The sequence below is a fragment of the Pelomonas sp. BJYL3 genome (assembly GCF_027257975.1).
GTDB lineage: Bacteria > Pseudomonadota > Gammaproteobacteria > Burkholderiales > Burkholderiaceae_C > Roseateles_B > Roseateles_B flavus.
On the sequence record NZ_JANZKX010000009.1, the window covers coordinates 61,863 to 81,059 of the forward strand.

At 69.9% G+C, this 19,197-nt stretch carries 12 protein-coding genes; 1 reads left to right on the forward strand and 11 read right to left on the reverse strand.

Annotated elements, in window-relative coordinates:
- Nucleotides 1-15: 15 nt before the first annotated feature.
- On the reverse strand, nucleotides 16-2,265 hold the full coding sequence (locus O9Y01_RS22015; RefSeq protein ID WP_269633801.1) for a putative bifunctional diguanylate cyclase/phosphodiesterase: 2,250 nt from the start codon (nucleotides 2,263-2,265) through the stop codon (nucleotides 16-18).
- Nucleotides 2,262-4,703 (reverse strand): PAS domain-containing hybrid sensor histidine kinase/response regulator, encoded by a 2,442-nt coding sequence (locus tag O9Y01_RS22020; RefSeq protein WP_269633802.1) that lies wholly within the window; start codon nucleotides 4,701-4,703, stop codon nucleotides 2,262-2,264. Before O9Y01_RS22020 ends, O9Y01_RS22015 begins: the two co-directional genes overlap by 4 nt.
- A 251-nt stretch (nucleotides 4,704-4,954) precedes the next feature.
- Here O9Y01_RS22020 and O9Y01_RS22025 point away from each other — a divergent pair, with 251 nt between their 5' ends.
- On the forward strand, nucleotides 4,955-6,289 hold the full coding sequence (locus tag O9Y01_RS22025; RefSeq protein WP_269633804.1) for a sensor histidine kinase: 1,335 nt from the start codon (nucleotides 4,955-4,957) through the stop codon (nucleotides 6,287-6,289).
- Between the two features lie 30 nt (nucleotides 6,290-6,319).
- Here O9Y01_RS22025 and O9Y01_RS22030 read toward each other — a convergent pair whose 3' ends face one another.
- The 9 genes from O9Y01_RS22030 to flgG form a co-directional block, all read right to left on the reverse strand.
- Nucleotides 6,320-6,931 carry a response regulator gene (locus O9Y01_RS22030; protein ID WP_269633805.1) on the reverse strand — a complete coding sequence of 204 codons (612 nt, stop codon included), beginning with the start codon at nucleotides 6,929-6,931 and terminating at the stop codon, nucleotides 6,320-6,322.
- Between the two features lie 224 nt (nucleotides 6,932-7,155).
- A complete protein-coding gene (locus O9Y01_RS22035; protein WP_269633806.1) occupies nucleotides 7,156-10,893 on the reverse strand; it encodes a PAS domain S-box protein in 3,738 nt (1,245 codons plus the stop codon).
- A gap of 111 nt (nucleotides 10,894-11,004) precedes the next feature.
- A complete protein-coding gene (locus O9Y01_RS22040; protein ID WP_269633807.1) occupies nucleotides 11,005-12,192 on the reverse strand; it encodes an EAL and HDOD domain-containing protein in 1,188 nt (395 codons plus the stop codon).
- Nucleotides 12,193-12,211: 19 nt separating this feature from the next.
- A complete protein-coding gene (gene flgL / locus O9Y01_RS22045; RefSeq protein WP_269633808.1) occupies nucleotides 12,212-13,423 on the reverse strand; it encodes a flagellar hook-associated protein FlgL in 1,212 nt (403 codons plus the stop codon).
- A gap of 36 nt (nucleotides 13,424-13,459) precedes the next feature.
- Complete coding sequence (gene flgK / locus O9Y01_RS22050; protein ID WP_269633809.1) at nucleotides 13,460-15,460, reverse strand: flagellar hook-associated protein FlgK; 2,001 nt, start codon at nucleotides 15,458-15,460, stop codon at nucleotides 13,460-13,462.
- 42 nt (nucleotides 15,461-15,502) lie between these two features.
- Nucleotides 15,503-16,363 (reverse strand): flagellar assembly peptidoglycan hydrolase FlgJ, encoded by an 861-nt coding sequence (gene flgJ / locus O9Y01_RS22055; RefSeq protein WP_269633810.1) that lies wholly within the window; start codon nucleotides 16,361-16,363, stop codon nucleotides 15,503-15,505.
- A gap of 138 nt (nucleotides 16,364-16,501) precedes the next feature.
- The gene (locus O9Y01_RS22060) at nucleotides 16,502-17,608 is read right to left on the reverse strand and encodes a flagellar basal body P-ring protein FlgI (protein WP_269633811.1); all 1,107 of its coding nucleotides are present in this window, start codon (nucleotides 17,606-17,608) and stop codon (nucleotides 16,502-16,504) included.
- A 42-nt stretch (nucleotides 17,609-17,650) separates the two neighbouring features.
- The gene (locus O9Y01_RS22065; RefSeq protein WP_269633812.1) at nucleotides 17,651-18,340 is read right to left on the reverse strand and encodes a flagellar basal body L-ring protein FlgH; all 690 of its coding nucleotides are present in this window, start codon (nucleotides 18,338-18,340) and stop codon (nucleotides 17,651-17,653) included.
- Between the two features lie 42 nt (nucleotides 18,341-18,382).
- Complete coding sequence (gene flgG, locus O9Y01_RS22070) at nucleotides 18,383-19,165, reverse strand: flagellar basal-body rod protein FlgG (protein ID WP_269633813.1); 783 nt, start codon at nucleotides 19,163-19,165, stop codon at nucleotides 18,383-18,385.
- Between the last annotated feature and the right edge of the window lie 32 nt (nucleotides 19,166-19,197).

Below are 19,197 nucleotides of genomic sequence, written 5' to 3' on the forward strand. Positions count from 1 at the left end.
GGTGTTCCTGAAGGCTCAGCGCTGGCCGCCGGCCGGGCTGCTGAGGGGGCGGCTCAGGGCCGGGTCGCCATCCAGGCCGTTGGCCTGGACGATCCACGGTGCCTTGCGGGGCAGCACGGTCTGCGCGAGCCAGCGTTCGAGGTCGTCCGCGGCGAGCGGGCGGCTGAAGAGGAAGCCCTGCATCACGCTGCAACCCAGGCGGTGCAGCACCTCCATCTGGCGCAGGGTCTCCACGCCCTCGGCGATCACGCGCAGGCCCAGCGAACGCGCCAGGGCGATGATGGCGGTGACCACGGCCGAGCTCTGCGGCGTGATGCCCAGATCGCGCACGAAGCTGCGGTCGATCTTGACCTCGGAGATGGGCAGCGTGGTCAGGTAGGCCAGGGAGGAGTAGCCGGTGCCGAAGTCGTCGATGGAGATCTCCACGCCTACCTCGTTGAGCCGGTGCAGCGCGGGGATCACGTTCTGCAGGTCCTTCATCAGGCCCGTCTCGGTGATCTCCAGCTGGATGGCCCGGTGCGGCACGCCGTAGGCACTGACGCACTGGTGGATGTGCTCGACCAGGTCCGAGCGCTCGAACAGCCGGTTGGGCAGGTTGACGGCGATGGCGTCCGAGAAGCCGAAGTTCAGCTGCCAGACCTTGGCCTGGCGGGCCGCCTCGCGCAGCGCCCACTCGGACAGCGGCACGATCAGGCCGGTCTCCTCGGCCAGGGGGATGAAGTCCCCCGGGGGCACGAGCTTGTCGCCGCGCTGCCAGCGCATGAGGGCCTCGGCGCCCACCATGCGGGCGGCACGCACGTCGATCTTGGGCTGGTAGTGCAGCACGATCTCGTTGCGCTCGATGGCCTTGTGCAGGGCGGACTCCAGCTCCAGCTTCTCGCGGCCCCGGCCGGCCAGCTGCGGGGTGTAGAGCGCCGAGGCATTGCGCCCCTGGCTCTTGACCGCGTACATGGCGACGTCGGAATTGCGCAGCAGGTCGGCCGTGGTGGTGCCGTCACGCGGATAGATGGCGATGCCCACGCTGGCCGTGACGAAGCACTCCTGGCCGGCGATGAAAATGGGCTCGCGCAGGGCCTCCAGCACGCGCTGGGCCACGCGCTCGGCGTCGCGCTCGTCGGTCACCTCGGGCAGCAGGGCCACGAATTCGTCGCCGCCCAGGCGGCCCACGGCCTCCAGGGTGCGGTGCGAACGGCCGCCCACTGATTCGAGCAGGCCTTCCATGATCTGGTCGGAGTGGCGCACGCAGGCACGCAGGCGGCGGCCCACCTCCATCAGCAGCTCGTCGCCGGCGGCATGGCCCAGGGTGTCGTTGATGACCTTGAAGCGGTCCAGGTCGATCAGCAGCAGGCCCACCTCGTGGCCGCTGCGCCGCGCCGCCTCGATGGCGCGCTCGGCCCGCCAGATCAGCTGGCGGCGGTTGGGCAGGCCGGTGAGGGCGTCGAAATTGGCCAGCTGGCGGATCTTGTCCTCGGCCAGGCGGCGGTCGGTGACGTCCTGGATCACGCCGGTGTAGCCGCTGGCATTGCCGTGCTCGTTGAACTCGGGCTCGGCCTCGATGTGAAGCACGCGCTGCCGGCCGTCGACCAGGGTCACGGCGACGTCGGTCACCAGCACCGAGTTGTGGGCCATGACCTCGCGCAGCAGGCGCATGAAGAGCTGCCGCTCGTCCCGGGGCACCATGCGCATGACGCCGATGAAGTCCAGCGGCTCGTTCGGGCCGTAGCCGAACACGCGCAGGGCTTCCGTGGCCAGCACGAAGCCGCCCGCGCCGCGGTGCCATTCGAAGCTGCCCATGCGTGCCAGGTCTTGCGCGCGGGCCAGGCGGGCCTTGCTGCGCTCCAGCTCGATGCGGGTGCGCGAGCTGCGCAGCAGGTAGCGCAGGCGCCCGGCCAGCAGGCTCCACTGGGTGGACTTGACGAAGAAGTCGGTGGCGCCGACCTGGTAGGCGCGGTTGATGGAGGCCTCGTCGTCGAGGCCGGTCAGCATCAGCACGGGCGTGGACTCGAAGCCCGGCATCTCTCGCAGGCGGCTGCAGGTCTCGAAGCCGTCCAGCTCCGGCATCATGGCGTCCAGCACGATGATGTCCGGCGTCCAGCCCGACACCGTGCGCAGCGCCTCCTCGCCACTGCTGGCCTCGGTGATGTCAAAGCCCCGCTCCCGCAGGGCGATGGCGGTGAGCAGCAGATTGACTTCGTCGTCGTCCACGAGCAGCACGCGGGGCTGCTCGGGCAGGTCCTGGTCCACGGTCGGGTTGGCTGAGTTCATTGGGGCCCCGTCAACAAGGCTTCAAGGGCATGGCGTACCAGCCCCGCCTCATCATGCATGGCATCGATGAGCTTGTCCAAGCCTTCGGTCTGTCCGTTGCGGGCCATGGTCTCGATATCGGCACAGTGCCGCGACAGCTGGAGGGCTCCCAGGCTCGCCGAGGAGGACTTCAGTGTATGGGCCACATGCCGGATGGCCGCCAGGTCCATGCCGGCCTCCCGGGCGCGCTGGAGGTCGGGCAGGAGCTTGTCCAGGGACTTGACGAAGGCGTTGATCACCCGGGGCAGCAGCTGGTTGCTGCCGCTGGGGTCCAGGTCGCGCAGGCGTTGCAGCGAGGCCTCATCCAGGCAGCCGGCGCTGCGCTCGGGCGAGGTGGGCGGGGTGGCAGACGGCATGGTCTCTCCAGGAGGAAGGTGGGCCGATTCGGCAGGCGCGGGGGCGGTCTCGGGGCCGGACAGGGCGGCCTGGCCCAGCTGGCGCTGCAGCACGGCCTGCAGTTCACCGCTGCGGATGGGCTTGGGCAGGTAGTCGTCGAAACCATAGGCCAGCAGCTTGCCGCGGTCGCCTGACAGGGCGTTTGCGGTCACGGCGATCACTGGCAGGCGTCCCGGATTGACGAAACGGAAGCGGCCGTCGCCGCCTCGACGGAAGATCTGCAGGGCCTGGATGCCATCCATGCCGGGCATGTGGATGTCCATCATGACCAGGTCGAAGGTCGATTCGCCCAGGGCGAGCAGGCCTTCTTCGCCGCCGTTTGTGAGCTGCACGGTGCAGCCCAGCTGCAGCAGCATCTGCTGGATGACTTCCTGGTTCACCGGGTTGTCCTCGACGACGAGGATGCGCCATGCCGGTGGCGTTGCGGGCCCGGCCACGGCCGGCGCCTGAGCCGCTGAGCCGCCGGCTGCCGTCAGGGGCAGCGCCAGGCTGAAGATGCTGCCGCCCTCGGGCCGCGCGGCAGCTTCCAGGCGCGCGCCCATCTGCTGGGCCAGCTGCTGAGCCACCGCCAGGCCCAGGCCCGCGCCACCGTAGCGGCGCGCGAGGCTGGCATTGCCCTGGGTGAAGGGCATGAACAGGCGTTGCAGCTTCTCCGCCGGGATGCCGATGCCGGTGTCCACCACCTGCAGCAGCAGGCCGTCCGGCGAGCTGCCGGTGGGCTGGCGCAGGGCCCTCAGGCGGACCTCGCCCTGTTCGGTGAACTTGAGGGCGTTGTCCAGCAGCTTGCCCAGCAATCGGCGCAGCGCGCCGGCGGACACCGGCACCGAGGCCGGCAGGTCCTCCGGCAGCTCCAACGTCAGACGCAGGCCGCGCGACTCGGCCTGCGGACGGTACTGGGCGGTCAGCGTCTCCAGCAGCGGCCGCAGCGGGCAGTCGCCCCCGCGGAGCTCGGCGGCCTCGCCTTCCAGATGGGCGAGGTCCAGCATGTCGTCCAGCAGGTGCTGCAGGTCTTCGGCGCTGGCCTGGACCTGGCGCGCGTAGTGCTGCTGCCGCTGGTCCAGCGGGGTGTTGAGCAGGAGCTGGGTCATGCCCAGGATGCCGTTCATGGGGGTGCGGAACTCATGGCTCATGTTCGCCATCAGCAGGCTCTTGGCCTGGCTGGCGGACTCGGCCTTGTCCCGTGCGGCCTGCAGCTCGCGGTGGCGCTGCTGCTCCTCGGTCACGTCGGCCAGGATGCCGTAGACCAGGGGCGCCCCGCCCGCGTGCACCTGGACCCGCGTGCGCAGACGCACCCAGCGCAGCCCGCGGCCGGGGTGCTGGATGCGCAGCACCATGTCCGAGGACTCGCCGGCGGCCTGGGCCAGCAGCCGGCGCTGGTAGAGCACGCGGTCCTCGGGGTGGATGCGCTCCTCGAACAGGCGGGGGCCGTGGCGCAGGTCCATGGGGCTCAGCCCCAGGGTGTCCAGCAACAGGGGCGAGCTGAAATGCAGGCGGTCCCACTCGGCATTGGTGACGAAGAGGCACTCGCTGACGGCGTCGGTCACTTCCCGGAAACGGGTGTCGCTTTCCTGCAGCGCGCGCTCCAGCTGGCGGCGGGCGTTGGCGTCCTGCAGGACCAGCACCGCGAGGGTGCGACGCTGTCCGGCCAGGGGCAGCAGCAGGCGCTGCACCTGCAGCCAGCGCGAGCCGAAGGGGGTCTGCACGCGCAGGTCCTCGCGAGCGCCGCGGCGGCCTTCTCGCAGCGTCTGCCACCGTGCGGGGGCGCAGAGCTCGGCCAGCGCCGGGTCCACGCCCTGGCCCAGGGGCTGGCCCAGCACGGCAGCGCCGCGCAGCGAGAGCAGGCGCTCGGCCTCGCGGTTGAGGTGCATCAGGCGGCCGTCCTGGCTGTCCATCAGCAGCAGGCCCATGGGGAGCAGGTCCAGCAGGGCCAGGGAATCGGCCGGATTCAGGGCCTGCAGGAGCTGCCGAGCCGCCTCGCCGGCCAGGGAGGAATCAGGCGTCATGGGCGCCCTGCGGGCCAGTGGGGCGGCCGGCGCGGGCCAGGGCCCTCAAGACCTGACCCTCGTCCCGGTGGCGGGCGGTGCCTGTCGGTGCATGTGCTGCCGCGCCCCCCGGGGCCCGGCCTGTGTCTCGTTCCTGCATGGATCGTCTCTCTGCGGTGGGCGGCGCCTCCAAGGCGGGCCCTGGACCCTCATCGCCGCATTCTCGGTGAAACGCCGCTGAACTGGGTAGAGGGATCTTTACAATGAGTTGCATGAGCAGCCTCAGCCAAGTCCCGCAGCGTGGTCGACGCCGACCCTGGTGGGGGGGCGCCCTCGTCGGACTGGGGCTCGCGCTTGCGGCGCTGGGCCTGTGGATGCTGGGCAGCATGGAATCGCAAGGCGCGCTGTGGAGCGGGCTGCTGGCCGTGGCGGCCATGCTGCTGCTGTGCGTGGCGCTGGCGCTGGGCTGGCACCTGGGCGTGCGCCTCACGCGACAGCAGCTGGGCGAGTCCCTGCGCGAGCTGCGCCAGCAACTGCACGCGCAGGCTCAGGTGCAGTCCGACTGGCAATGGCAGACCGATGCCCAGCATCACCTGGTGCGCTGGCAGGCCCCCTGGGGCCAGCCCGGCTCCAGCTGGGTGGGCCTGGCCGCGACGCAGTCCCTGGCCGAGCGCCTGCAGCTGGAGGCGCCCCTGGCGCTGCAGCTGCACGAAGCCCTGACGGCCCAGCGCCCCATCCAACAGCTGAGCCTGCCCGGGGCCTCCGCCTGCGCGAAGCCGCAGGCCGGCAGCTGGTCCCTGCAGGCCGTGCCCCTGCTGGACGGCAGCGGGCGTTTCTGTGGCTTCCTGGGCAGCGCGCGTTTCATCGCGGCGCCGGAGGCCGCAGCGCCCGCCCAGGGCGCCGTCAGCACGCTGCAGCAGGCCGACAGCGAAGGCCTGCGCGCCGAGCAGGCCGCCTTCGCCTACACCGTCTCGCATGACCTGCGCGCACCGCTGCGTGTGGTCGAGGGCTTTGCCCGCATCCTGCGGGAGGACTACGGCCGTCTGCTGGACCGCGTGGGCAATGACCACCTGGACCGCATCTCCGGCGCGGCCCAGCGCATGAATCAGATGATCGATGCCCTGCTGGCCCTGAGCCGGCTTTCGGTCCAGGCGCTGGAGTGCCGGCCGGTGGACCTCAGCGTGCTCGCCGGCCTCGTGGTCGAGGAGCTGCGCCGTGACGCCCCGCAACGCCAGGTGGAGGTCCGCATCCAGCCCGGCCTGGTGGCCCAGGGCGATCCCACCCTGCTGCGCGTGGTGCTGGAGAACCTGCTGGGCAATGCCTGGAAGTACAGCAGCAAGTGCGAGCTGGCACACATCACCTTCGAAGCCAAGGACACGCCGCAGGGCCGGGTCTTCGTGGTGAGCGACGACGGCGCGGGCTTCGACATGCGCTTTGCCGACCGGCTCTTCGCTGCCTTTCAGCGCCTGCACAGCGCCAGCGATTTCCCCGGCACGGGCGTGGGTCTGGCGTCGGTGCGGCGCATCGTCAGGCGCCATGGGGGCGAGATCTGGGCCGAGTCGGCCGTGGGGCAGGGCGCCCGCTTCAACTTCACGCTGCCGGGCTGAACGCCGCGCGCAGGGCGGCGCACTGCCGCCTCAGGCCTGGTCCGTCGCGGGCAGGGCCAGCAGTTCCACGGCTTCAAGCAGGCGCGCGGCCTGATCCGGGAGGGAGCGGCCTTCCGCAGCCGCCATGCGGCGCAGGCGCGTCAGGGCATCGCGGCGGGAGAGGGAATAGCGGTGCATCAGCACGCCCACGGCCATGGCCTCGGTCTGGCCGAGCACTTCGTCGCCGCCCTGGGCGCGCGGCGGCTCGGTCGGGGTGCTGCCGCCGATCCTTGCCCGCAGGTTGGCAAAGGCCGCTTCCACCGCCGGCACGATCTGGTGGATGTCCAGGGGCTTGACCAGATAGGCCACGGCGCCCAGTTCCTTGACCTTGGCCACGGTGTCTTCGTCGGCGAAGGCCGAGAGGAACATGAAGGGCGTCTGCAGGGCCTCGCGCAGATAGGCGGCGACGTCGAAGCCGCTCATGCCCTCCATGCGGATGTCCAGCAGGGCGAGTTCCGGGCGGTGCTCGCGCGCCAGCAGGATGGCATCGTCGCCGTTGTCGGCGTCAATGACCTCGTAGCCGGCCTGGACCAGGCCGTGGGTGAGCGTCGCCAGGACCAGCCTGTCGTCGTCGACCACCAGAATCTTGCCTTTGCTCGTCACTGCCTGCGTTCTCCCACCCAAGGTGGCCGGATTCGCCCGGCCTGGCCACGCTTTCGGCCCCGGGGTGGAGCGGCGTGATCTGGGCCGCTCCTGGTCATTCCGGGCGGCCAAAAGCGGTCATTGTCGCTGAATTGCCGCCTTGCCTGCCTTCACGATTGCCCTAGTCAGGCACAGAGCGGGGCGCAGGGCGACCGTGTCGCTCATGGGCAAGCCCGGGGCCCGGTTCAGCCGGCGGCCAGCCAGGTGATGCTGGGCGGCTGCAGCTCCATGGTGCAGCACACCAGCAGGCCCTGCTGCTCCAGGCTCAGCGTGGCGCTGCGTCGGGGCAGCAGCGCACGCACCAGGCCCAGGCCCGAGACGCTGCCGGGCACGCCGGCCAGGCTGAAGCCCGGTGGCAGCTGGCCCGGGTTGACGATCTGGATCGAGACCCGGTCGGTCTCGCAGCGCAGGTGGCAGTGGATGGGCGCGTCCACGCTGTGCTTGATCGCGTTGGTGAGCAGCTCGTTGAGCGTCAGCGCAATGGGGATGGATTCGGCCTCCGGCAGGGCCCAGCGCGCCGCCTCGGCCGCCATGCCGCCCTCGATATGGCAATGGATGGGCCGGCCGAACATGCGCTGCACGGAGCCGGTGATGGCCTCCACCACCTTGGGCACGCGCAGTGGCCCGGCGCCGCCCACCTGCAGGCCGTAGACCTGGGCGATGGCCTGCACCTGGCCCACGGCCTCGGAGATCACGCCCTTGATCTCCGGGCGGCGCGCGGCGATCTGCTGCAGCAGGCCCGCCACGCCTTGAAGGTTGTTCTTGATGCGGTGGTGCACTTCCTTCACCAGCAGCTCGCGCTGGGCGATGGCGGCCTCCAGGCGCGCAGCCTCGGCGGCGCGCTGCTCGGTGACGTCGCTGGCCACCATCAGCAGCTGCTCGGGCTCGCTGGCGCCGTCGGGGCGGCTGACGTCGCTGAGGTGCAGGTAGCGGGTGTCCCAGATGCGGGTCTCGCCGCCCATGCGCAAGGGGTACTCGCGCTGGGTGACGGCGTCGGTCTGCAGCGCGGCCTCCATGTCCAGGCGGATGGCGCTGCCCTGCTCGGCGCCGAAGAGCTCTTCCGGCGTCGCGCCCAGCAGGGCCTGCTCGGGGCGGCCGGCCAGTCGGGCTGCCACCTGGTTGATCTTCTCCAGGCGCAGGCTGCGGGCATCCAGCAGGCTGATGGCCAGGGGCGCGGCCTCGATGATGCGGCGCAGGGAAGCCTGGGCCTGCTGGGTCTGTGCCTCGGCCTGGCGGCGGCGTTCGATGTCCAGCAGGGCGTAGGTGAGCTGGCGGCCATGCTCGGCAAGACCTGTCACCACGGCGTTGCCCACCACCCAGAACTCGCGGCCGTCGCGGGCCATCAGCCGGCATTCGAAGGTCTCGGCCTGGCCTTCGGTGAGCTCGTCGAGGTAGTGCGTCTGGCGGAAGGGATGCTCGGGCTCGGGCGTGGCCACGATGCTCATGGGCTGGCCCAGGAACTCGACCAGGTCGCCGCCGAACATGCGTCGCGCCGAGCGGTTCATCCACTCGATGCCGCCGCGGCCCACCGTGACGATGCCCACCAGCACCGAGTCCAGCACCGCGCGCTCGCGCTCGGCCTGCAGCAGCAGCGACTGCTGGGCGCGCCAGCGGTCGTCCACGTTGACGTAGGTGGCGATCAGGGCTTCGTCGGCCAGGCCCTGGCGCATCAGGCGCTTGCTGACCTGCATCCACAGCAGGCTGCCGTCGCGCCGGCGCACGCGGCGCTCGCCGCGCCACAGGCCGCTGTCCTGCAGGGCCATCTGGGTGAGGCGGCCGATGTGCTCGTACTCGTGCTGCGATTCGTAGAGGGCCTGCAGGGGCAGGCCCACCAGTTCTTCGATGCGGTAGCCCGTCAGCTGCGCCAGGGCCTCGTTGGCGCGCTCGATGCGGCCGTTGCGCAGGATGGCAATGCCCACGTCGGACAGGCTGAACATCAGCTCGCGGTCCTGCACCAGGGTCTCCAGCTGCGCCTGCTGGCTCTTGAGGCGGCTGATGTCGCTGATCACCGCGATGGCCTCGGGCTCCATCGACTGCCCGGCCGGCACGGCCTTGAGGCTCAGGGACAGCCAGCGCGCCTGGGCCTGGTTCGGGCCGACCTGCTGGAACTCGGCCTCGAAAGGCTGCTGCGGATCCAGGGCCTGCAGGGCATCCAGCACCTGCCGGGCCAGCTCGGGCAGAGCCTGGAACAGCCGGGCGATGCCGGTGCCGGCCTCCGGCTGCGTGGCATGGCCCAGCATGCGGGCGAAGCCGGGATTGCAGCGCACCAGGCGCTGGCCGCGCAGATAGGCCAGGCCCAGGCCGGCGCCGTCCATGGTGGTGGTGAGCTCGTGCAGCAGTTGCTCGCTGCGGGCCTGGGCCTGCTGCTGCGCGGTCATGTCCAGGGTCACGACGGAGGTGGTGCGCTGTCCCGATCCCAGCTGCCCGGGCTCGACCCGCGTGAGCAGCCAGCGCCGGCCCAGCTCGGGGTGGCGCACGGCGTAGCGGACCTCGGCCTTCTCACCGGTCTTGAGCGCCCGCTGCAGGCGCTCGAACTCAGGCAGGGATTCGGGCTCGACGATGTCCCGCCCCACGCCCTGCAGGCCGGCCAGGGGGCCGGAAGGCGCGGCGCCACCCTTGCCCGGGCGGGGCCGCAGCCAGCCGGCGTCCTGCTGGAACGTGGCCAGGCCGACGCCGGCGGTGTCCATCAGGGCGTCCAGCTGCTGGTGCGCCAGGTCGCGCTCCTGTTCCAGGCTGCGGTCCTCCAGCAGGGCCATCACCCGGCGCTGGCCTGCATGCTCGGGCAGGAGGCGGGCCTTGGCCTGCCACCAGCGGGTGCGGCCCTGCGGGTCCAGCAGGCTGGCCTGGGTCAGCAGCAGGCCCTGCCCCTCCAGCAGCAGGGGATGCAGCCCCTGCGGCGTCCAGCCCAGCAGGGACTGCAGGGCGGGCTCAGCCTCGTGCAGCGTGGCGGGGACCTGCAGGCACAGGGCGGCAAAGGCGCTGTTGTGGCGCAGCAGCAGGCCCTGGGCGTCGAAGAGCACCATGGGCAGCGGGCTGAGGTCCAACCACTGGGCCGTTTCCAGCTGCACGCGGTCGGCCTGCTCGCGGGCCAGCATCTCGGCGCTGCAGTCCTGCAGCAGAACCAGGGTCAGCGTGGGCGACTGGGGTTCGTGGAGCCGATGGCTGCTCAGGCGCACCCAGCGTTCGGGCCCGCCGGGCTCGCGCAGGCGCAGGGGGCGCGCGGCGGTGTCGGCCCGCACCAGGCTGCGCGCCAGGGCCCGGCTGTGCGGGCGCTCACGCCACTGGGCGCGGTCCTCGGGCGCCAGCCACTGCGCGAAGTCCTGGCCCTGCAGGGCCTCCAGGGGCCTGCCCAGCAGCGTGAGCAGGGCCTCGTTGGCCGACTGCAGCCGGTGCTGCCCGTCCTCGACAAAGGCCGGAAAGGGGGAGTGCCAGAGCAGTTGCAGCAGGTCCTGGGCCGCGCCTGGGGCCGCAGGCGCCAGGGGTGCCGGTGGGTGCGCTGGCAGATTCGATGGCGAATGCGATGGCGGGGGCAGATGGGGCGCCACGCCGACATCGCTCGCCGGGTGGCGACCCAGCACGCTGCGCCCTGCGCGGGCGGGGCGCGCCGTTTCGGGGGAGGACTCGACGCGGGCATGCAGCATCCAGCAGGCCGCGTCCTGGGTGTCGGGTGTCAGCCCGATGAGATGGAGCTGGGCGCGCAGGGCTTCGCTGAGGGCCCAGGTCGGGGCCACCGGCGCCCGTCGGCCTTCGGCCAGCGCCTGGGTGGCCAGCTTGAGCCAGTCGAAGACCTTGGTGCCAGCGGCGGTGCGCAAGCCTTGCAGGCTGCCTCCCGGCTGCAGGTCCAGGGCCTGGGCCGCGGGGTTGGCTTCGAGGATCTCCAGACGCCGGCCGAGCAGGACGACGGGATCGCTGAGCTCATGCATGAGCCCGCGCACTGCGGTCAGGTCCTGGGCGAGCAGAGAGAGCTGGGATGGCACGAAGCGCAGTGTAGGACAAGCGCCAGGCCCCAATCCCGAGCGGGACTTGCCGCCGGCCTACTCCAGCTGCGCGGCCTTGCCCAGGGCACGGACCACGGCCAGATTGACTTCCTCGATGCCCAGCATCAGGGCGTCCGTGCTGGCGCGGAAGTCGAAGGCTGACTCGTTCTCGACGGCATGGACCAGGTCGAGATAGGGCTTGTACGGCCCGGTCTGCTCGACCAGCGCCTGGCGCACGCGCTCGGGCACGGGGATGGACTGCAGCAGCTTGTCGAAGGGCTGCTTGAGCATGTGGTCCAGCAGGGAGAACAGGCCGCAGATGAACATCTCGTCCCGCATCTCGGACTCGCTCATGCCCTTGGCCAGCTCCTCCATCAGCAGGCCGCGGCGCAGCGCGGCGTACATGATGGGACGCATGGCGTGGTCCTTGCTGGCGGTAGCCAGCAGCAGGGCCAGCCAGCGCTTCAGCCGGGCATAGCCCAGCAGCATGATGGCGTGACGGAAGGAGCTGACCTCCACCGGCAGGCCGAAGGCGGCCGAGTTCATGTAGCGCAGCAGCTTGAAGGCCAGGCTGGGATCGCGCTTGAGGGTCTGCTCCAGGCGCTCGACGTCATCGCCCTGGTCCAGGCGGGACATCAGCTCCACGATGACCTGCAGGTCGGCCTGGATCTCCTGCTTGCCGGCGCCCGGAGGGGGCTCGTAGGCCTCGACCGCGGGGCTCCCGGCAACCAGGGCCGCGCCCAGCTTGAAGGCTTCATCGATCTCGGCGGTGCCGCGGGCATTGCCCACCAGGACGTTCTTGCCCTGCAGCGCGGCCAGGCCCAGGCGACGGGCGTCGTCCAGGTCCAGCTGGACGCGGCCGAAGGCACCGCGCAGCTCGGGCGCCAGCGGGTTGGCACTGAGCCCCTTGAGCAGCAGGCCGGTGCCGTTCTTGCGGGCGGCCTGGATGGCTTGCGCAGCCTCGGGGCTGGCGCCCATGAAGGCCGGCCATTCCAGCTGGGTCTGCGGAGGCAGGGGCAGGGCGGCCAGGCCCTGGAGGCCGGCTTCGCTCATCAGGTTGAGCTGCAGGGGCTTGGGCGGTTCGCTGAAGGCCGGCTGCAGCGCGGCCAGCAGGGCGCTTCCATCCAGCGGGGCATCTGGGCGCAGGGGCAGGATGCTCAGGCGCGTGGCGGTGACCGTGCGCTGGGCGTCGATGACGGGCGCATAGCCCAGGGCCAATTGGCCCAGGATGGGATGTTCACTCATGCAGGCGCTTCGCTTGGGTTCAGTTGTTCAGGTAGTTGAAGAGGGACATGCGCTGCACGGTGGCATAGGCCTTGAGGGCGGCTTCGTAGCCTGTCTGCTGGTTCTGGAAATCGGAGATCGCCCGGGTCATGTCAAGGTCTTCCGCGGCCGATTTCTCGGCTTCGTTGTACTGCTTCAGCGCGGCCAGGCGGGTTTCGGTGCCGTCCAGATTGTTCAGGCGTTCCCCGACCTGGCTTCGCACATTCTGCAGGTTGGCCATGGAGGCGTCCAGATCTCGCAGCGCCAGGACGTTGCTTTGCACGATCTCGGTGCCCGTACGGTTGGTCTTGCGCAGGTCGGCCACCGCGCCGTCGAGTACATCAAAGACCTTCAGCGTGTTCGTCGCAGGCTGGACCTGGAACTCGTCGCCATCGGCGGCCACGCCCTGCAGTGTCATGGACATGCCATCGAAGTCCAGGGTCTTGCCTGGCACATAGGTGCCGGATTTCACGACACCACCGCTTGTCGTGTCCGTCACGGTGTAAGTGGCTGTAGGTCCTGTACCACTGATGGAAATCTTGTAACTATCTCCAGTCAAGGCCGCCGGATCGATGACGCGGCCGGAGTCGATCCAGGACTTGGCCGGCCCGCCCGTGATGCTGTTGGGCAAGGCCGAGGTCACGAAGCTGCCATTGCCGCTGCGGGCCTGTTCCCAGGTCTGGCGGCCATCGACGGTGAGGGGGAAGTTGTCAAGGTTGCCGGTCTGGATCTGGCCGGAGGAACCGCTGTAGACCACGCCGGTGGCCGTGTCCAGGAAGGGCGGGTTGCCCGCGCCCTGGCCGGAGAAGAGGTAGCCGCCGCTGCCGTCAGCCCGGTTGGCGATGGACAGCAGCTGGGCGCGCAGGCCCTCGATCTTGTTGGCCAGGCCGTTGCGCTCCGAATCGCTGTAGGTGCCGTTGCCGGCGGAGACCAGGGTCTCGCGGATCTGCTGGAGAATCTCGTTGGCGTCACCCAGGGCACCTTCGGCCAGCGTCATGCCGTTGCGGCTGGCTTCCAGCGCGCGCTGGTTGGCGTCGACGCGGCCGATGGCCGAGAGGGCGCGCTCGGCGCGTGCCGCACCGGTCGGGTCGTCGCTGGCCATCTCGACCCGCTTGCCGGAAGTCAGCCGCTGCTGCGCTTCCTGCATGCGCTGCTGGCGGGCCTGCAGCTCGGTGATGCCGGCGTCGAAGACGGTGATGGTGGCGAGTCTCATGGCGGAAATCCTTCAGCGGCGCGTGAGGGCCGGGGTTCAGCGCTGAGCCAGCGTGAGCAGCTCGGCAAAGACGGTCTGGGCGGTCTGCAGCACCTTGGCGGCGGCCTGGTAGCCCTGCTGGTACTGCATGAGCCGGGCGGCTTCCTCGTCGAGGTTGACGCCGGCCTGGCTGGCACGGCTGGTCTCGGCGTCGGCCGCCACCGCGGCGGACACATTGCTCAGGTACTGGGCACCCTGCACCCGTGCGCCGATCTCGGACATGGCGGCCGCATAGGCGTCGTTGATGGTCGAGCCCGCGGCCAGGCTGCCGTCGGGCAGCAGGCGCTGGCCCACGAAGGCTTCCTTCTGGATGTTCAGAAAGGCCTTGGCATTGCCGTTGTTGCTGGCCGGGAACTTGGTGGTGGTGATGTCGACCGCGTCGTCCTTCTTGGGCACGCCCACCAGGCGCAGCTCGAAGCCCAGGTCGATGGGCGGCGAGGCCGCGGGGTCGTTGCCGATGGGCGAGCCGGGCGTCCAGGTGCCGGTCAGCGTGCTGCCGTCCGACAGGGTGATGGTGTAGTCCACGCCATTGGGCACCAGCGGATTGGGGTCACCGAAGACCAGGCGGGCCGGCGTCAGGCTGAGGTCCAGCTTGTTGTTGACCGCGTACATGGCGTCCACGCTGACGGTGCCCTTGTTGTTGACGTCGGTGGTGGCGCTGACGGGCGAGGCGGCGGCGATGCCGGTGGTCTGGTCCAGCACGCGGCGCATGTCGACCGAGGCCTGGGCCACGGGCTCCAGCAGCATGCTGTCGGTGCTGGCCAGCGGCGCGCCGACGATCTTGACGGTGAAGCCGTCGACCGTGTCGCCGTCCGAGATGGTGCGCTCCAGGCCGTCGGACAGGCGCGTCAGCTTGTACTGGCCGGGCGAGGTGGCATCGGGCTGCAGCTTGTAGGAGCTGGCCTGCAGCAGCTTGGCGTCGCTGATGGTGAGGTCCACCTTGCTGGCGAAGGTGCCGTCGGGATTGCGCACATTGGTCTCGGCCGGCAGGGCCCGCGGGGGCGCCAGGGAGAAGATGGGATTGCCCGAGCCGGGCGGGTTGGTGAGGGTCCAGCCCAGGGCCTGCTGGTCGTTGACGCGGGTGGCCAGCGCGGTGGCCATCTGGCCGATCAGGTTGCGGGCGTCCTGGATGTCCTTGTTCTGGTAGCGCAGCAGTGCGCTCAAGGAGCCGCCGGTCAGGATGGACTCGTCCAGCTTGCGGGCGCCGCTGACGTCGATGATGCTCAGCGAGGCGCGGGCCGGATCGTAGGGGTCGGCCGTCACCTGCAGGGCCTGGGCGTCGGCGCCCAGCACCAGACGCTGGCCGCCGCCGATGAAGACGCCCAGCGTGCCGTCATCCTGGGCCAGCGTGGTCACCTGCACGTACTGGCTCAGCTGCGAGATCAGCTGGTCGCGCTTGTCCAGCAGGTCGTTGGGCGTGTGGCCGTTGCCATTGGAGCGGGCGACCTGGTCATTGGCCGCGGCAATCTGCTTGGAGAGCTGGTTGATCACGTCCACATTGGCCCGCAGATCGCTCACCACGCCCGCCTGCAGCTGCTGCAGCTGCTCGCCGGCATTGGAGAAGCGCGCGGCCAGCTCCTGCGCACGGCCCAGCACCACCTGGCGGGCGGAGGGGTCGTTGGGCCGGCTGGTCACGTCGACCATGGCGTTGAGGAACTGGCTGGCCGCGTAGCCCAGGCCCTGGGTCCCGGGCGGGAAGAGCTTCTCCAGCTGGGACAGCTGCTCCAGGCTGGTCTGGTCCATGAAGGCCGTGGACTTGGTGCTGGCCGCGTTGTTGGTCAGGAAGGCGTTGTAGGAGCGGGTGACGGTCTCGATCACCACGCCCTTGCCGAAGTAGCCGGCGCCGGTGTACTGGCCGTCCGGCGTGGTGAGCTGCAGGCTCTGGCGCGAGTAGCCCGGCGTGTTGGCATTCGAGATGTTCTGGCCGATGACCTGCAGCGCCGCCTGATTGGCGAACATGGCCCGCATGCCCAGTGACATCAGTGCGGAGTTGCCCATGGTTCTGTCCTCGATTGGGTCCGGTGCTCAGGCGCCGGGCGCTCAGGCCATGGCGCGCTGCACGCGCACCGTGGTGTTGATGGTCTTCGCCAGCTTGACGGCGTAGTCCGGGTCGGTGGCATAGCCGGCCTTCTGAAGGCCCTGGGCGAAGGTCTCTGCGTTGCCCTTGCCGGCCTTGGCCACCACGTCCTTGTAGCGGTCATTGCTGCTCAGCAGCTTGGCATAGTCCTTGAACGCGTCGGCGTAGCTGTCATAGGCGCGGAACTTCGCAGTGACCTTCTGCAGGCGGCCGTCGATGTACTCGGTGGTCTGGACCTCGGTGGTCTTGCCAGTCCAGCCGGCGGTGGCCTTGATGCCGAAGATGTTGTGCGAGCTGCTGCCGTCCTTGTTCATGATCTCGCGCTTGCCCCAGCCCGACTCGTGCGCGGCCTGGGCGATCATGAAGGAGGCCGGGATGCCGGTGCTGGCCTGTGCCTCCTTGGCGGCGCCGTCGTGCTTGAGGATGAAGTCCTGCACATGCGGGGCCACGTTCTTCTTGGCCAGCTGGGGCAGGGCTTGGGGCGCGGCGGGCTTGTCGGCATCACCGCTGATGCCCATCTGGCGCTGCAGCTGGCGTGTGATGGCGTCCGAAAGCCCGCCGGGCAGGCCCGTCATCTTGGTGGCGAACTGCTGGTCCAGCATCTCGGTGCCCATCTGCGAGCCGGCGTTGTCCAGCATGCCGGAGGACAGCGTGGCGGCGCGCATGCTCTTCATCACCTCCTGCATGAAGAGGGACTCGAACTGCTTGGCCGTCTCACGGATCTGGCTCTTGGGGTCGCGCGCGGCGGAGGCGCGCAGGGCGTCCAGCGAGCGCGTGTCGGTGCTGAGGCTGTTGCCGCTGAGGGTCGGTGGATTGAATCGCATGTCAGGTCTCCTCGGCAGCGTCCGGCACCGTCGATGCAGGACGCCATTCGAGCCGAGCGGCATCCGAGGATCCGGCTTTGCCGGTCCTGCGGATGCGCCCCCTCGAGGGGGCTGGCGAAGCCAGTAGGGGGTGGGCCATCAAATCACTTCCAGCTCAGCATTGAGCGCGCCGGCAGTTTTCATCGCCTGCAGGATCGCCAGCAGATCCTGCGGGGTGGCGCCAAGTGCGCTGAGCGCCTTGACCACGTCCGAGAGCTTGGCGCTTGCGGGCAGCTGGATCAAGGGGCCAGCCTCCTGGCGGATCGCGATATCGGTCTTTTCTGTCACCACGGTCTGCCCGCCGCTGAGCGCGCCGGGCTGGCTGACCTGCGGGGTGCTGGTGATGGTGACGGAGAGGTTGCCATGCGCCACGGCGCAGTTGCCGATGCTCACGGCCTGGTTCATCACCACCGAACCTGTGCGGGCGTTGATCACCACCCGGGCTGCCGGGGCTGCCATCTCGATGGGCAACTCTTCCAGGTCGGCGAGGAAGGCCACGCGCTCATCGCTGTCGGTGGGGGCCTTGACCCGCACCACGCGGCCGTCCACGGCCTGGGCCACGCCCGTGCCCTTGGCCTTGTTGATGGCGCGGGCCACGGCGCGGGCGGTGGCGAAGTCGGCGGAATTCAGGTCCAGCTGGATGGCCTCGCCCAGGGCCAGGGGCGTGGGCACTGAGCGCTCCACGGTGGCTCCGGCGGGAATGCGGCCGGCGCTGAGGTGGTTGATCTGCACCTTGGCGCCACCGGCCGAGGCCCCGGCGCCGCCCACCACCAGGTTGCCCTGGGCCATGGCGTAGACCTGGCCGTCGGCGCCGCGCAGGGGCGTGGCGATCAGCGTGCCGCCGCGCAGGCTCTTGGCATTGCCGATGGAGGACACGGCGATGTCCAGGGTCTGGCCCGGCTGGGCGAAGGGGGGGAGCTGGGCCGTCACCATCACCGCGGCGATGTTGCGCGGCTGCATGGTCACGCCCTGGGGCAGGATGACGCCAAACTGCTGCAGCATGGCCTGCAGGCTCTGGCCGGTGAAGGGGGCTTGGGTGGTCTGGTCGCCGGTGCCGTCCAGCCCCACGACCAGGCCATAGCCCGTGAGGGCATTGGTGCGCACGCCCTGGACGGCGGCGACTTCCTTGAGGCGCACCGCTTCGGCAGTGCCTGCCGCGAACAGCAGGGCGGCGAGCAGGAGACGGAGAACGGTGGTGGTGGACATGATGGTCGCAGGGGTAGCCTTGCGACCAATTTTGCGAAAACTTTAGACCGGCGAAAGACTCAAAAAGAAGCGCGACAGCCAGCCTATTCCATGGGCCTCGGCCGGCGCGCCGCGACCGCGCTGCTCGATGCGCACGTTCGCGATGGCCGTGGAGGGGATGGCATTGCCCTGCTGGATGGCGCGCGGGTCCACCTGGCCCGAGAAGCGCAGCACGTCGACGTTCTGGTTCACACCGATCTGCTTCTCCGCAATGATCAGCAGGTGCCCGTTGGGCAGCACCGCGGTCACGACAGCGGTGACGGTGCCCGTGAACTCGTTGGTGTTCTGGTTCGCGCCCTTGCCCGCCGCCTTGTTGGAGGAGCTGCCCGCCACCGAGGCCCGGCCGAAGCTGTTGCTCGCGATGCCGGGCAGGGCGGTGAGGCTGCCGCTGAGGTCCCCGCTCTTGGCCAGCTCGCTGGTGGAGGACTGGCTGGCGCTGACCTTCTCGGCGATCTGTACCGTCAGCGTGTCGCCCACCAGGCGGGCCCGGTGGTCCTCGAAGAGCGGGCGATAGCTGGCAGCCTGGTAGATGGCGCCGTTGAGGGCTGTCTGCGGTGGCACGGCCGGCATCTGCACCACGGGCGTGTTCTGCATCTCGACCTGGGGCATCTTCATCGAGCTGGCACAACCGGCCAGCAGCGTGACGGCAGCCAGGGCGGCCAGGGCGGGCGGGGCAATGTGGCGGGAACGCATGGGGAACCTCTCAATCAGCAGGCGTGAGACTCAGGAGCGCGATCAGATCTGCGAGAGCTTCTGCAGCATCTGGTCCGAGGTCTGCACGGCCTTGGAGTTCAGCTCGTAGGCGCGCTGGGTCTGGATCATCTGCACCAGCTCCTCGACCACGTTGACGTTGGACGTCTCCACGAAGCCCTGCTGGATGGCGCCCATGCCGTTGGCATTGGGGGCGCCGGCATTGGGCGTGCCGGAGGCGGCGGTCTCGGTGAAGAGGTTCTGGCCCTTGGGCTCCAGGCCGGCCGGATTGACGAAATTGGCCAGCTGGATCTGCCCCAGGGTCTGGGGCTGGGTCTGGCCCGGCACCATCACGCTCACCGTGCCGTCCTGGCCGATGGTGACGCTCTGGGCATTGGCCGGCACGGTGATGCCGGGCATCACCGTGTAGCCGTTGTTGGTCACGACCTGGCCGTTGGCGTCCAGCTGGAAGCTGCCGTCGCGGGTGTAGGCCGTGGTGCCGTCGGGCATCTGGATCTGGAAGAAGCCGCTGCCCTTGATCGCCAGGTCGAAGTTGCCCGTGGTCTGCTGCAGGCTGCCCTGGCTGAAGTTGCGCGAGGTGGCCACGGTGCGCACGCCCAGGCCCAGCTGCAGGCCGGTGGGCAGCTGCGTCTGCTCGGTGGTGTTGGCACCGCTCTGGCGCAGGTTCTGGTAGATCAGGTCCTCGAACACCGCATGGCTGCGCTTGAAGCCGTTGGTGCCCACATTGGCCAGGTTGTGCGAGATGTTGTCCAGCTGCGTCTGCTGGGCTTCCATGCCGGTCTTGGCGATCCAGAGCGAGCGAATCATGGCGGGGTCCTTCTCGAAGCCTTGCCCTCAGG

What these genes read in the sequence shown, in the direction of transcription:
- flgG (WP_269633813.1), bottom strand. Translation starts at nt 19,165, where the DNA reads ATGATTCGCTCGCTCTGGATCGCCAAGACCGGCATGGAAGCCCAGCAG.
- O9Y01_RS22035 (WP_269633806.1), bottom strand. Translation starts at nt 10,893, where the DNA reads ATGCATGAGCTCAGCGATCCCGTCGTCCTGCTCGGCCGGCGTCTGGAG.
- flgK (WP_269633809.1), bottom strand. Translation starts at nt 15,460, where the DNA reads ATGGGCAACTCCGCACTGATGTCACTGGGCATGCGGGCCATGTTCGCC.
- O9Y01_RS22015 (WP_269633801.1), bottom strand. Translation starts at nt 2,265, where the DNA reads ATGAACTCAGCCAACCCGACCGTGGACCAGGACCTGCCCGAGCAGCCC.
- O9Y01_RS22020 (WP_269633802.1), bottom strand. Translation starts at nt 4,703, where the DNA reads ATGACGCCTGATTCCTCCCTGGCCGGCGAGGCGGCTCGGCAGCTCCTG.
- O9Y01_RS22040 (WP_269633807.1), bottom strand. Translation starts at nt 12,192, where the DNA reads ATGAGTGAACATCCCATCCTGGGCCAATTGGCCCTGGGCTATGCGCCC.
- flgJ (WP_269633810.1), bottom strand. Translation starts at nt 16,363, where the DNA reads ATGCGATTCAATCCACCGACCCTCAGCGGCAACAGCCTCAGCACCGAC.
- O9Y01_RS22060 (WP_269633811.1), bottom strand. Translation starts at nt 17,608, where the DNA reads ATGTCCACCACCACCGTTCTCCGTCTCCTGCTCGCCGCCCTGCTGTTC.
- O9Y01_RS22025 (WP_269633804.1), top strand. Translation starts at nt 4,955, where the DNA reads ATGAGCAGCCTCAGCCAAGTCCCGCAGCGTGGTCGACGCCGACCCTGG.
- O9Y01_RS22065 (WP_269633812.1), bottom strand. Translation starts at nt 18,340, where the DNA reads ATGCGTTCCCGCCACATTGCCCCGCCCGCCCTGGCCGCCCTGGCTGCC.
- flgL (WP_269633808.1), bottom strand. Translation starts at nt 13,423, where the DNA reads ATGAGACTCGCCACCATCACCGTCTTCGACGCCGGCATCACCGAGCTG.